General features: G+C 58.3%; 13 protein-coding genes. 4 read left to right on the forward strand and 9 right to left on the reverse strand.

The annotated features are described in order from the left end of the window. The first annotated feature begins 11 nt into the window (after window positions 1–11). A complete protein-coding gene (locus IGS16_RS00235) occupies window positions 12–497 on the forward strand; it encodes a phosphate-starvation-inducible PsiE family protein (protein ID WP_068510499.1) in 486 nt (161 codons plus the stop codon). A 90-nt stretch (window positions 498–587) separates the two neighbouring features. Here the strand turns inward: IGS16_RS00235 and IGS16_RS00240 are convergent, their stop codons facing one another. From IGS16_RS00240 to IGS16_RS00250, 3 genes are all read right to left on the reverse strand, one after another. Continuing rightward, window positions 588–800, reverse strand: a complete 213-nt coding sequence (locus IGS16_RS00240; protein WP_297082291.1) for a glycogen debranching protein — start codon at window positions 798–800, stop codon at window positions 588–590. Between the two features lie 93 nt (window positions 801–893). Continuing rightward, window positions 894–1,394 (reverse strand): GNAT family N-acetyltransferase, encoded by a 501-nt coding sequence (locus IGS16_RS00245; protein ID WP_297082363.1) that lies wholly within the window; start codon window positions 1,392–1,394, stop codon window positions 894–896. Then, window positions 1,394–2,827, reverse strand: coding sequence for an RNA polymerase sigma factor, RpoD/SigA family (locus IGS16_RS00250; RefSeq protein ID WP_297082293.1), 1,434 nt, complete (start codon window positions 2,825–2,827; stop codon window positions 1,394–1,396). The genes IGS16_RS00245 and IGS16_RS00250 overlap by 1 nt, the downstream gene beginning before the upstream one ends. A 1,005-nt stretch (window positions 2,828–3,832) precedes the next feature. Here IGS16_RS00250 and priA point away from each other — a divergent pair. Continuing rightward, complete coding sequence (gene priA, locus IGS16_RS00255; protein WP_297082295.1) at window positions 3,833–6,355, forward strand: primosomal protein N'; 2,523 nt, start codon at window positions 3,833–3,835, stop codon at window positions 6,353–6,355. Window positions 6,356–6,440: 85 nt separating this feature from the next. On the opposite strand, the gene IGS16_RS00260 is transcribed toward priA, so the two are convergent. From IGS16_RS00260 to IGS16_RS00275, 4 genes are all read right to left on the reverse strand, one after another. Continuing rightward, entirely contained in the window at window positions 6,441–6,902 is a 462-nt protein-coding gene (locus IGS16_RS00260) for a ferredoxin (RefSeq protein WP_297082297.1), read from the reverse strand. Window positions 6,903–7,068: 166 nt separating this feature from the next. Further along, on the reverse strand, window positions 7,069–7,455 hold the full coding sequence (locus IGS16_RS00265; RefSeq protein ID WP_172353561.1) for a DUF1257 domain-containing protein: 387 nt from the start codon (window positions 7,453–7,455) through the stop codon (window positions 7,069–7,071). Window positions 7,456–7,544: 89 nt separating this feature from the next. After that, window positions 7,545–7,751 carry a DUF2997 domain-containing protein gene (locus IGS16_RS00270; RefSeq protein WP_297082299.1) on the reverse strand — a complete coding sequence of 69 codons (207 nt, stop codon included), beginning with the start codon at window positions 7,749–7,751 and terminating at the stop codon, window positions 7,545–7,547. Between the two features lie 431 nt (window positions 7,752–8,182). Continuing rightward, window positions 8,183–9,025 carry an ABC transporter permease gene (locus tag IGS16_RS00275; protein ID WP_297082301.1) on the reverse strand — a complete coding sequence of 281 codons (843 nt, stop codon included), beginning with the start codon at window positions 9,023–9,025 and terminating at the stop codon, window positions 8,183–8,185. Window positions 9,026–9,191: 166 nt separating this feature from the next. Between IGS16_RS00275 and IGS16_RS00280 the strand changes: the two genes are divergently transcribed. Together IGS16_RS00280 and IGS16_RS00285 are read left to right on the forward strand one after the other, a co-directional pair. Further along, window positions 9,192–9,974 carry an ABC transporter ATP-binding protein gene (locus IGS16_RS00280; RefSeq protein WP_297082303.1) on the forward strand — a complete coding sequence of 261 codons (783 nt, stop codon included), beginning with the start codon at window positions 9,192–9,194 and terminating at the stop codon, window positions 9,972–9,974. Window positions 9,975–10,096: 122 nt separating this feature from the next. Further along, the gene (locus IGS16_RS00285) at window positions 10,097–11,305 is read left to right on the forward strand and encodes a M20 family metallopeptidase (RefSeq protein ID WP_297082305.1); all 1,209 of its coding nucleotides are present in this window, start codon (window positions 10,097–10,099) and stop codon (window positions 11,303–11,305) included. 4 nt (window positions 11,306–11,309) lie between these two features. On the opposite strand, the gene IGS16_RS00290 is transcribed toward IGS16_RS00285, so the two are convergent. Together IGS16_RS00290 and IGS16_RS00295 are read right to left on the reverse strand one after the other, a co-directional pair. Further along, window positions 11,310–12,260, reverse strand: a complete 951-nt coding sequence (locus tag IGS16_RS00290) for a DUF4230 domain-containing protein (RefSeq protein ID WP_297082307.1) — start codon at window positions 12,258–12,260, stop codon at window positions 11,310–11,312. 27 nt (window positions 12,261–12,287) lie between these two features. After that, window positions 12,288–13,214: a CoB--CoM heterodisulfide reductase iron-sulfur subunit B family protein gene (locus IGS16_RS00295; protein WP_297082309.1), complete on the reverse strand. Its 927-nt coding sequence runs from the start codon at window positions 13,212–13,214 to the stop codon at window positions 12,288–12,290. Window positions 13,215–13,227: the final 13 nt, after the last annotated feature.

Here is a 13,227-nt window from a genome sequence, read left to right on the forward strand (position 1 = left end):
TTCACCTGCTTATGGCGACGTTCCGAAATTTTCTCCGATCGCTAACGCGACGAACGGCTAAGAACCTCAGCGATGAAAGCTTTTTGGGCTTTCTGAAGGGGTTTGAGGTGCTAATTGCCAAGCTGCTATCGCTGGCGATGATTGTGGTGCTAGTGGTGGCGATCGCCGACTTGGCCCGATTCCTGGCAACGGAGCTATCGAATCCGCCCTACGGCTTCTTCACCACGACGCTGATCGAGATTTTTGGGCTGTTTCTAAATGTGCTGATTGCGCTGGAAGTGCTGGAAAACATCACCGCCTATCTGGAAAAGCAGACGGCGCGGGTGCAGCTTGAGCTAGTGATTGTGACTTCGCTGACCGCGGTGGCGCGAAAAATCATTATTTTTGATTCCAAGCAGGCCGGTGGGCTAGACCTGATCGGTCTAGGGGCAGCCATTTTTGCGCTGGCGATTAGCTATCTGATTGTGCGGTCTGGCAACCATACGGGCGAACGCTAGCGGCAGATCGCAGCAATTTATAGAGACTTATTGAGACCCGTCTCGATTCGCAATTTTGGATTTTCGATTTTGGATTGCCCGAATTTGGGGCTAATCCAGCTTGAGCGCGTTGACGGGCACGTCTTCCCAGGTGTCTACGGTGCGGAGGCGGGCGATCCAGCCGGAGGCTTTTTGCTCTGGCGTGAGGTTGCTTTCAAAGGAGTGGTGGCATTCTTGCGCCTGGGTTTGGTCGCAGCAGGCGATGCAGGTGTAGACCAGGCCGGAGGGATCGATTTGCTCGTTGACCCAAATTGTTTTCGCCATGATGGAACCCTCAGTTTTAAAAGCAGGATTGAGCGAAGGGGAGATGGGGAGATATAGATATTAAAGAATATAGATACTAAATAGGAAACGAGGTTAAAGAGGAAACGAGGGAGATTGGCCCAGGTTGGCAAGTTGGGCGATCGCCCCGCCTGTAACCCGGCAGGTGCGCCAGTCCGGCAGGATCTTGGCTCCCATGCGCTCATAAAAGGCGATCGCGGGTTCGTTCCAGTCCAGCACGTTCCATTCCAGCCGCCCACAGCCCCGCTCTAGGGCTAGTTTTGCCAGGGTAGACAGGAGTGCTTTGCCAATGCCCTGACCGCGATGCTCAGGTCGCACGAACAGATCTTCCAGATAAATTCCGGGCTGGGTCAAAAATGTGGAGTAATTGCTGAAAAACAGCGCAAAGCCGACGGTTTGCTGATTGACCTCCGCCAGCAGCGCTTCCACAAGCGGGCGGTCACCGCCTAGATGCTCAGCCAGCAGGTCTACGTTGCCGACCACCTCATGGGTCAGCTTTTCGTATTCTGCCAGCGCCAGAATGAGTTCAAACACGGCGGGCGCATCGGCGGGCGTGGCGAGGCGGATGTTGAACATTACCGGAGCCACCCCTTCAGCCGGGCCGCTACTTGGGGACGGCGCAGTTTCCGCATGGCTTTGGTCTGAATCTGGCGGACGCGCTCCCGCGACAGGTCAAACAAGATGCCGACTTCTTCCAGGGTGTGGGTTTCGCCCGTCAGCAGGCCATAGCGTAGGGAGATGATTTCCCTCTCGCGCTCGGACAGCACATCCGACAGCACCGTGTAGATTTCCTGACGCAGCATGGTTTCGTTCATCTTGGCTTCGGGCGACTGGGTGCTGCTGTCTTCGAGGAGCTCCATAAGCTCAGTGTCTTCGCCCTTGCCGACGCGGTGGTTGAGCGAGAGCGATCGCCGCCGGACTTGCTGCAAGTTGCGGAGTTGATCCACAGGAATATCCAGCGCGGCGGCCAGTTCGGCTTCCGTCGGGTTGCGGTTGAGGTCACGACGCAGTTCCCGGTGGGCCTTTTTCAGCTTGTTCAGCTTTTCGACAATGTGAATCGGCAAACGAATCGTGCGGGCATCGTTGGCGATGGTGCGCGTGATGCCTTGGCGAATCCACCAGTAGGCATAGGTCGAAAACTTGTAGCCCTTATCGGGGTCAAACTTTTCGGTGGCGCGGTTTAGCCCCAGTGCGCCTTCCTGAATTAAATCCAGGAACGGTACGCCGCGATTGAGATAGCGTTTGGCAATGGAAACAACCAGCCGCAGGTTGGAGCGAATCATCTTGCGCTTGGCGGTGCGGCTGCGGTGCATCCGGTGATCCAACTGGCGATCGCTCAGGCCGAACTCCTGGGCCACTTCGGACTTGGTGGGGGTGCGCTGGAGCGAGGCTTTGAGGCGATCGCGCACCGCTTCTACTTCAGCCAGGAACTTCACCTGGCGGGCCAGCTCGATTTCTTCACCAGGCTTCAGCAGCGGATAGCGAGCCATTTCTTTAAAGAATGCGCCTACCGCATCGTCAGAATTGGTCTTCCGGTATCCAGGCGCGTAGGCCGCTGTTAATTCTTCATCAAATTCTCGATGTACGTCCGGTTCAAATACATCTTCATCATCCGTGGCCAGATCATCGCCACCCTCATCTTCTGACGATTCGATATCAGAAAATTCACTCAGAAAGGCTGCGTCTAGATCGGACTCAGGCGTAATGTCTAAATCCGTCTCTTGATCGGTAGCATCTTCCTCATCGGTTGCAGACACCTCCAGCAGCTTCGACAGGATTTCTCCATCCAAGCGTCCAGCCGTTTCCGGACGAGAGACGTTGATCAGAAAATTGCTGGGCTGATCGTCTTCTCGGCGATCGCCCGTCTGCGATTCGCGAGCCGGAACTCGAATCTCGATCGGACTGAATCCACCCATGTCTCGACAGGTTTCCAGTTCTATGACGCGAGTTAATCCCATCGCGACACTGTCGATCGTCTGCTTAGAATTTGGGTCAAATAGCGCTGCCATAGGGGGATTCATCCTAACGACTTGAGTGATTGGGTGGTTTTTGGGGTGCGGGTTCTCAAATGAGCGTTGTGTTTCCTGGGGGAGTTCAACAGAATCTAGCTTCACACGAGGAGTGATTGTGCTGAAAAGGCTGTATTCTGACCATTCCAAGGTCTTCTTTCAGGTTTGGTCTGGTCAACGCGGGGGAGCTGAGCGGCGCGATCATTTTGGTTAGATTGACCTCTAGATCGAGTCCCCCATCGGAGGTATTGATCGCGAAAAATCTAGCGGTTCACCCTGCCCTGAATCAGAGAAAAGACTTCACAAGCGGTCGTTCTGAGAAGCCGCTCTCTAACCTTTAGATCCCTCAATCGAAAAATTAGGAGAGATCATTTCGATAATGTTGATCTAAAACTTGGGATTTGTCCAGGTTTATATCCTAAATTCCTGTCAGTTTGCAAGACATTTTTAACATTTCACTTCCAACTTGTCCACTAACAGCTAACTCAAGGAGGCTTTTGGTTTCGGTTGGGCAATCGAGTCTCTAACTGTCGGCGATCGCCAGCCCTTTCAGGGCGATCGTTTGAGCAATTTTAGAGTCGATCATCGCTCCTCTGAGCAATAAATCTGAGCGCAGATCATCAACTCCGAGTGAGGTGTCTGGCGCTCATTATTTTGTTACAAATCAAATCGATCAAAGCGCTTGTTGATCTAAAACCGATCTAGATCGATCTGGATCGATCTGGATCGATCTAGATCGATCTGGGCGGATCTGAGACGTGTTTTTATCCAGAATTTCCAGATTTTTTCCAGAAAAAGGCGGAATTTCAAGACTTAAAAACTCGGTTTTTATGACCTGAGTGGACTCGCAAGCGATAGAATCCGCCCCAAAGTGACAGCTGTAGTGGGCGAAGGCGGCTCCTCTCGGTTTTAGGTAGACCTGGCAAATAGAGGGTCTATAGTGAGAAAAGCATTTGAAAACAGCATCTATTCCACTGGTCAGACCCCGCCGCATTTCCGGTTTCCATGCTCCCAACGTTTGCAAATCCTCTAGAGTCGCTCGACCCGCGACAGGCAGCCCCTAGTGTGGCGGAAGGAAGGGCTGCCTATCGACCGGCGGAGGGTGATGCCCGCTGGGTCGAGGCGCTGGTCGATTGTCCAGGAGCGCAGGAACTCTATACCTATCGACTGCCGCCAGGGATAGCGGTTGCGCCTGGAGATATTTTGAGCGTGCCCTTTGGCGGGCGGCAACTGGGGGCGATCGCCATTCGCCTGGTAACTGAGCTTCCGGCCAGCTTAGACGCAGCAGCAATTCGGCCCATAGAAGAGGTCGTCTGCCGCAGCTTTTTTCCAGCGGGGTATTGGGAACTGCTGCAACGAGTCGCGCAGTACTACTGCACACCGCTGATTCAGGTGGTGCGGACGGCGCTGCCGCCAGGTCTGCTGGGGCGATCGCAGCGCCGAATTCGTTTGAATCGGGACGCGCTGCCGGAGGCGCCCAACTGTTTTCATCCCGCAGCGCAGCAGCTTTTAAGCAAGCTCCAGGCTCAGAAATCGGGCGACTATACCTGGCAGTTTTTGCAGCGGCAGGTGAAGGGGGCGCGGGCTGGGCTGCAAGAACTGCTGGCGCGGGGCTGGGTGGAGAGCTATCTAGAGCCGCCTGCGCCCGTGCGTCCTAAACTGCGGCAGGCAGTAACGCTGGTGCATCCCGATGGCGCAGACCTCAGCCCCCGCCAGCGAGAGGTGGTGGAGGTGCTGAAGCGCAGCAGCGGTGAGCTGTGGCTCCAAGACCTGCTGCAACGCTGCCAGGTTAGTTCCTCGGTGGTCAAGGGGCTGGCTCAAAAAGGGTGGGTGGAAATCCAGCCGCGAGAGGTGCTGAGGGCGGAAGCGGGCGGGGCAGTCGCGGGGGTTGGCGCAGGCCCCGCAGAACTGACCCCAGACCAAGCAAAGGCACTGGCGGCCCTCACAACGCTCCAGCAGTTTCAGCCCGTCTTGCTGCATGGTGTCACCGGGTCGGGCAAGACGGAAGTCTATGCGAGGGCGATCGCCCCAGTGCTGGCCCGCGGCCAGTCTGCCCTAGTGCTGGTGCCCGAAATTGGGCTAACGCCTCAACTGACGGATCGCTTTCGGGCGCGGTTTGGCGAAGCCGTGCGAGTCTATCACAGCGCCCTGTCCGACGGTGAACGCTACGACACCTGGCGACAAATGCTCAGCGGTGAGCCGCAAATTGTCATCGGCACGCGCTCCGCCGTCTTTGCGCCGCTGCCCTACCTGGGGCTGATCGTCCTCGACGAAGAACACGACTCCACCTTCAAGCAAGACCAGCCCGCTCCTTGCTATCACGCCCGCACGGTCGCCCAGTGGCGGGCCCAGCAGGTCAACTGCCCCCTGCTCCTCGGCTCTGCCACCCCCGCCCTCGACACCTGGGCCGCCCGCGCTTCCGTTCCCTCTCCCGTTCCCTTGCTCACCCTCTCGCTTCCCCAGCGCATCCACGCCCGTCCGATGCCTCCCATCGAGGTGGTAGACATGCGCCGCGAGCTTCAGCAGGGCAACCGATCGATCTTTAGCCGATCGCTCCAAGAGGCGCTCATGGAACTGCGATCGCAGCGACGACAGGGCATTTTATTCATCCATCGGCGGGGGCACAGCACCTTTGTCTCCTGCCGGAGTTGCGGCCACGTCATGACCTGCCCCCACTGCGACATCTCGCTGACCTATCACCAGGTGCAGGCAGAAGGCTACGAATCGTTGCGATGCCACTATTGCGGCTATGGGCAAACCCACCCCGAGCGCTGCCCAGCGTGCGAATCGCCCTACCTGAAACACTTTGGCAGCGGCTCTCAGCGCGTCGTACAGGAACTCGCCCGCGAACTGCCCGACCTGCGCTGCCTGCGGTTTGACAGCGACACCACCCGCGCCAAAGGCAGCCATCGGGCCCTCCTCACCCGCTTTGCTCAAGGCGAGGCGGATTTGCTGGTGGGGACGCAAATGCTAACCAAAGGCATCGACCTGCCCCAGGTGACGCTGGTGGGCGTGGTGGCGGCAGACGGGCTGCTGCACCTGGCAGACTACCGCGCCAGCGAGCGGGCGTTTCAAATGCTGCTTCAGGTGGCGGGGCGGGCAGGGCGCGGCCGCGAAGCGGGGCGGGTGATTGTGCAGACCTACTCGCCAGAGCATCCGGTGATTCAGGCTGTGCAGGGACAGCAGTACGAACCCTTTGCCGAGCAAGAGCTGGCCCACCGCCAGAGCTTGGGCTATCCGCCCTATCGGTCACTGGTGTTGCTGCGGCTTAGCGGTCTGGATAATGCCGCCGTCAAGCGCACCGCAGAAACTCTGGCGGCTCAACTCGCTCGGCAGATTCCCCAGGCGGAATTGCTGGGGCCGGCCCCAGCGGCGATCGCCCGCGTGGCCAACCGCTACCGCTGGCAGATTTTGCTGAAAGCCGACACCTTTTCGGATGCAGAGCGCGACATGCTCAAAGCGCTGCGATCGCACGTCCCGACGAGTGTCAGCTTGACGATTGATGTCGATCCGCTGAATTTGATGTGATCGGGCTGGAGCGGTGGGGCGATCGCTACCTACCATCTCCCGGCTATCCCCAGCTATCCTCAGCTATCTCCCACGATCATCCCGGTCACTCTGCCTTTCGTCGTTTTGCCGCGGCCCGCTTCCGCCGCATATTTGCCGCAATCAGGGAGCGATCGACCGGAAAGCCTGCGACGGGAATCACCTGATACTGGCGCTCCTCTTCCAGCTTTTTGAGTTCGGTGTAATCGACCCAGTGAATGCAGTCCACCGGGCAGGTGTCGATCGCTTCCTGGATGACCTCCTCCAGGTCACCGTCTTGGCGGATAACGCGCGATCGCCCATAATCTGGCTCGATGAAGAAAGTATTGCGGGCAACGTGGGCACAGTGTTTGCAGCCAATACAGGTGACTTCATCCACGTACACCCCCTTTTGGCGAACTGCACCACCCAGTTCTGGCTCGAAGCCCGTGCGATCAGGCGAGTCGCGCCAGTCGCCGCCCAGTTCTGGCTCCAGTCCAGTCGGTTCTGCCGAATCCCACAGCGGATTTGAGGAAGAGAATTCGTCCATATCACACATCACCTCGGTTCGGTCAGCGCAACAGGGCGATCGCCCCAATCGGGCCTAACCTGCTTTTCTATGAAACTGCACTTCAAAATACTTTAAAGGGCACAAAGATACGCAAAAGGTCAGCGCTCTGGCTGACCCCTCATAGTCCTGCGAATCGCTCGAAAATCTAGGCACTCCAGCGTTGCACTACCAGCCGGATCGAGCCGTCGGACTGGCGCTGCTCTTCGGCTACCTGGAAGCCTTGGCGGGTCGTTTCCTTGACCACCGTGTGATAGGCGTAGCGCTGAGTCACGCGGCGCAGAAAGCCATCGACCGATAGGGGCTGCTGCCAATATTGCAGGTCAGACACCAGCGCATATTCCTGACCGTTCCAGCTAAAGCCAACATCGTAGCCGTTGTCCTGCTCGATGACGACCTCAGCTTGGTGGGTTTGTCCGCGATAGCCCCGCACGGGCTGGGGGCCAGCCTTCCACTCTACGCCCAGATCGGTCAGGGCTTGCTGGAGAGAGGTTAAATCGCGGATTTGAGTTTTGATTTGGCTAAAGTGTGACATGAGTTTTCTAACTAAACCAAAGAACAAAAGGAGCGGAGCGACAGTGATGAAACTCTCAAAGATCGGCAAGTTGGAGTGAAAAACTCAGCCTACCACTCGCTGAAGGCTGACTGCGATTGGGTCGAAGAGACTGTATTCGGCTGTGCAAAAAACTCAGAAGTTGGCTCTTGGCTCAGCACCTGCCCCAACTGCGCTTCAATCGCAGCAGTGACCTCGGCGCAGGAAGCACCCACAATGCCTGTCACTTTTTCCTGCACGCGACCGTCGGGATAGATGATGAATTCCAGCGTTTCCATGCGTTCAGTCAACCCTAAATCGAACGGATGTCTGAGCCAAAACCTATACCCACTACTCAACACCTGCCTCAAAATCACCTCAGAAGCGCCTCACCGCTCTGCAACCTCAACTAAACCCAGAGGCTTCTTAAAACGACAAAGCCTTCCATGACCCCAGGCTTTCAGCAGTCCCCTGAAACCTGAACCAAGGAATCTTTTGAAGACCTGGGTCAAACTCAAGGAAACGTATTGAGTCAATTAGAGATAAACCGTAACTAAACGTTGTAGAAGGGATAGTAATGACTCTTGTTGTTAGTGTCCATTAACTTCAAGATGCCGTCAAGAATCCGAGGGGCGATCGCCCGTCATTCCATCTGAAGATTTCCTAATGATTGCGATAGAGGAAATGGCAAGCCCTCTTGCTATCGCTAGAAACAGCGGTTTTGTATAGCTCAGCGCGTCTGGTCTGCCCAGGGCGTGAGGCGGCGCGAGATTGCCCGCAGCGTGTAGTCCAGCAGTAGCCCGATGCCGCCGATGATGGCAATGCAAAACAGCACCTTGTCAGTTTGCAGAAAGCGCTGCGACTGCACGATGCGAAAGCCCAGCCCGCTCTGCGCGGCCACCAGTTCTGCGATGACCAGATAGTTCCATGCGCCAGAAATATTTACCCGCAGTGTATCCAGCACGCTCGGAAAAGTGGCAGGCAAAATCACCTTAAACAGAACATCGCGCCGATTTGCACCCAGCGTGTAGGCAACGTTGATCATCTCATTGGGGATAAACTTGACGGCATCTGCCACCATGATGGCGTTGTAAAGCACCACGCCCAGAAAAATAATCAGCACCTTCGACCATTCCCCCAGCCCCACCCAAATCACAATCAGCGGCACAAAGGCAACCACAGGCATGTAGCGCACCGTGCCCACTAGCGGCGCAAACAGGCTCTCCATGCTGTTAAACGTGCCCATGAGAATGCCCATTGGCACGCCGACCAGCGCCGCCAGCAAAAAGCCCCCCAGCACCCGCCCGCAGCTTGCCAGCACATCGCGCACCAGTCCCTCTTGAATCAGTGCAAGGCCAGCCTGCACCACTGCCGTTGGAGTGGGTAGAAATATGGGGCGCACCCAGCCGCCGTAGCTGGCGATCGCCCACAGCAGCAGCGGCACCCCCAGCGCCAGCCCAATCAGCAGCAGCGCTAGCCGTTTTGGAAAGTCCTGACGAATGCCCCAGAAGACGGAGGGCTGGAGGTATTGTTTGGGCGCAGGCGCAAATGGGGGATCGGGGAGTGCGGTCATAGAGAATAGGGGGTTTGGGATTTTGGGTTTGGGATTTTGGGTTTTGGGACTGTCGCTCCCGCAGCCTAAGCCTTTACCCTGACACCTAAAGTACCAAACGGGGCGGGGGCGGAGGCTATACTTTGGGCAATTCTCCTTGTGCTGAAGCCTTTGGCGATCGCCCTCCATGCCTGATTTTGCTGCTGAATCCGCCGCGTTGCCCAAGCTTGAAGTGTGCCAGGTGTCCAAGTTCTATCGGGCACAGGGCAAACTGCTTCAGGTGTTGGACGACATCAACCTGGAAATTTTTCCGCGTGAATTTGTCTGTCTGGTGGGGTCGTCGGGCTGCGGCAAGTCTACCCTGCTAAACATTGTGGCGGGGCTGGTGCCGCCTTCCAGTGGTGAAGTGCGGGTGGATGGGCAGGTGGTGCCGGGGCCGGGAGCCGACCGGGGCATGGTGTTCCAGAGCTACACGCTCTATCCCTGGCTAACCGTGGCGCAAAACGTTGCCTTTGGGCTGCAACTGCAAAACATGCCCAAAGCGCAGCAGCAAGAGCGCGTTGCCTACTATCTCCACACCGTCGGGCTGACGCAGTTTGCTGGGGCCTATCCCAAGCAGCTTTCCGGCGGCATGAAGCAGCGAGTGGCGATCGCCCGCGCCCTGGCTACTGAACCCGAAGTGCTGCTAATGGACGAACCCTTCGGCGCACTGGATGCTCAGACCAAAGAGCAGATGCAGCAATTTCTGCAAGACCTCTGGCAGCAGACCCACATCACCGTACTCATGATCACCCACGATGTCGAAGAAGCCATCTACCTCTCGCAGCGCGTCCACGTCATGAGCAGCCGCCCCGGCCGCCTGAAGCAAGAAGTCCCCATCGACCTGCCTGAACAGCGCGATCTGGATCTGAAGCTGTCTCCGGAGTTTCTCAGCCTCAAGCGGGAGATTTTGCACAGTCTTCGGGAGTGAGAGGGAGTGATGGAGTGATGGGGTGATGGGGTGATGGGGTGAGATTAAGAAGATTTGTAATCATGGATTATGTGAAGGGACGCGCCTAACCCCTAACCCCCAACCTCTAACCCCTAACTACAATGGTTTTCACTGTCACTGCCTCGCCTTCGGTTGATACCTCTCGCATCCGGCTCCAGATCCGCGCCTTGCAGCCGCAGCTTTCGGTGTGGCGGCGACAGCTCCATCAGCGACCGGAACTAGGCTTTCAGGAGCAGTTCACGGCGGATTTTATCGCCGCCAAGCTGCGCGAGTGGGGCATTGAGCATGAAACAGGAGTGGCGCAAACGGGGATTGTGGCGCTGGTAAAGGGCGATCGCCCCGGGCCAGTGTTAGCCATCCGTGCCGACATGGACGCGCTGCCGATTCAGGAAGAAAACGAGGTGGACTATCGCTCGCAGCACGACGGGCGGATGCACGCCTGCGGGCACGATGGGCATGTGGCGATCGCCCTTGGCACGGCCTATTATCTATCCCAGCATCGGGACTTTGCGGGCACGGTCAAGTTTATCTTTCAGCCAGCGGAGGAAGGGCCCGGCGGCGCGCAGCCGATGGTGGCGGCAGGCGTGCTGAAAAATCCCGACGTGGACGCGATCATCGGGCTGCACCTGTGGAACAATCTGCCGTTGGGCCAGGTGGGCATCCGCGCCGGAGCGATGATGGCGGCGGTGGAACTGTTTGAATGCACGATTCACGGGCGCGGCGGCCACGGCGCGATGCCGCATCAGACGGTGGATTCGATCCTGGTGGGGGCGCAGGTGGTGACGGCGCTGCAAACCATCGTGGCGCGAAATCTTGACCCGCTGCAATCGGGCGTGGTGACGGTGGGCAAATTTGAGGCGGGCAAAGCCAGCAACGTGATCGCCGACAGCGCCTACCTGCGGGGCACGGTGCGCTATTTCGACCCAGCGCTGGCGAACTTTTTCGATCGCCGCATTGAAGAGATTATCGCGGGCACCTGCCAGAGCCACGGCGCGACTTACGAGTTCAAGTATCATCGCCTTTATCCGCCCGTCATCAACGATGGGGCGATCGCCCACCTGATCCGCTCGGTTGCTGAAGACGTGGTGGAAACGCCCGCTGGCGTAGTGCCCGACTGCCAGACGATGGGCGGCGAAGATATGTCATTTTTCTTGCAGGAAGTCCCCGGCTGCTATTTCTTCCTCGGCTCCGCCAACATCGACCGGGGGCTGGCCTACCCGCACCACCATCCCCGCTTCGATTTCGACGAAACGGCGCTGGGGCTGGGCGTGGAAATCTTCGTGCGCTGCGTCGAGCATTTCTGTCGCTAGAGAGTCAGACAAGCGGCAAGGTCATACGTTGGCGGCTGCCGACTGGCCCTGGCAGTTCGGGCGAGTTATTTTGCGAGGGCGAGTTGGGGGGCACTGGGTTTGGGGTTGGCAGGTTTAGCGGCGATCGCAGCGGTGCAGCATTGACCGGGGTTGGACTTGCTGGGGCAGGGTTCATCGCGGCTCCGGGCGTGTTACTGATGGTGGGTGACTGCGAGGGCGAGACGGGCTGGCTTGTGGGGTCGCCTGCGGGCACAGTGGCAGCGGGGCAAGCGTCGGGGGCGGGCGGCTGGGGCTGAACCGTGATCTGATAGCCTGCGGTGCTGAGGAGTTGGGTAATGGCGATTTGAGCGCGATCGCTCGCCGTTTGCAAAATGCCCTGGCTACAGGCCGCCGCAATGATTTCCTGGAGGGTTTGCCGCTGAGCCAGATCCTGAAGCTCCGGCGCAACGTCGGGCCCCAGTCCCAAAAAGCCGCGATCGTAGTCGTAAACTTGCGAGCGGGTCACGTCGATCTTGCTGTCCAGGATGCGCGGCGGCGGCAGGCGCAGGGTCACTGTCTCTCCCACCACCTGCACATCGGTGGGCGAAATCTGCGACAGGTCAATGCCCGCCCGCACTTCGCCATAGGCAATGTAGAGCAGCGTGGTTCTGCCGATGGTATAGCCGCCAAACGTGCGATCGCGGCTGGTGGGCACCACGGCCTGCATCCCAAACACCGCCGTCGTCAGTTCGCTCATCGTCCGCACTTGCTGCACCACGAGGGACTGCACATCCACCTGCGGGGCGGGCTGCTGCACCGTGAAAAACGCTCGAAGCTGCGTCAAGAAGCGATCGCCCCCCTGCCACAGCCCCACGCCCACTGCTAGCCCCGCCGCCATCACCCCGCCGCTCAGCAGCAGCGACAGGCTGTGCAGAAAATTGCCCGCAGCATTCCCCCGCGAATTTGCCTCCGTCATTCCGCCTCACCTCCTGATGCCTGCTCCCTAACCCCTAATCCCTAACTTCTCCAGCACGGGACGAGTCGAAACCACATGACGTTCCAACCCCAACTCCTTGGGACCGATGCCCAGCGCCAGCGCCACCAACTGCGGCAAGTGCAGCACGGGCAGCCCCAAGGTTTCGCCAATGACCTGCTGCACCTCTGGCTGGCGCGAATCGAGGTTGAGGTGGCACAGCGGGCAAGGTGTCACGAGGCAGTCGGCTCCAGCGGCGATCGCCTCCAGAATGTGCCCACCTGCCATCTTGAAAGAAGTTTCGGTGGCGTAGCTCGACAGCGGCCAGCCGCAGCACTGCGTCCGTCCCCGATAAAACACAGGTTCTGAGCCGACCGCCCGAAACACGTTTTCCATCGACTGGGGATTATACGGATCGTCGTAGACCAGATGATCCTGCGCCCGCAGCAGATAGCAGCCATAAAATGCCGCACACTTTAGCCCCGACAGCTTGCGCGTCACCCGCCGCTGCAACTCTTCCAGCCCAAAGTCGCCGACCAGCGCCCACAGCAGATGCTTCACTTCGCTGGTGCCCTTGTAGGGCGAGCAGCCCTCTTGCTTCAGCAGCCCGTTCACCTGGTCGAAATAGGCTGCATCCTCTTCTTTGGCGTGCTTCAGCCGCTCGTCCACATGCCCAATCACGCCCTGGCAAGTGCTGCAATGGGTCAGCAGCGGCAGGTTCAGTTCTTCAGCCAGGGCAATGTTGCGGGCGTTTACGGTGTCTTCCAGCAGTTGGGAATCTTCTTTGAACGTGCCGGAGCCGCAGCAGGAAGCCTTTTTTAGCTCGACTAACTCAATGCCCAGGGCGCGGGTCAGCGCTTGGGTGGATTGATACAGTTCTCGGCAGGCTCCCTGGGCGACGCAGCCGGGAAAATAGGCGTAGCGGAGGGTTTGGGTAGAAACGGTGGAAAGGGTCATTGAGGAAGGGGTA

The organism is Thermoleptolyngbya sp. C42_A2020_037, assembly GCF_015272455.1.
Lineage (GTDB): Bacteria > Cyanobacteriota > Cyanobacteriia > Elainellales > Elainellaceae > Thermoleptolyngbya.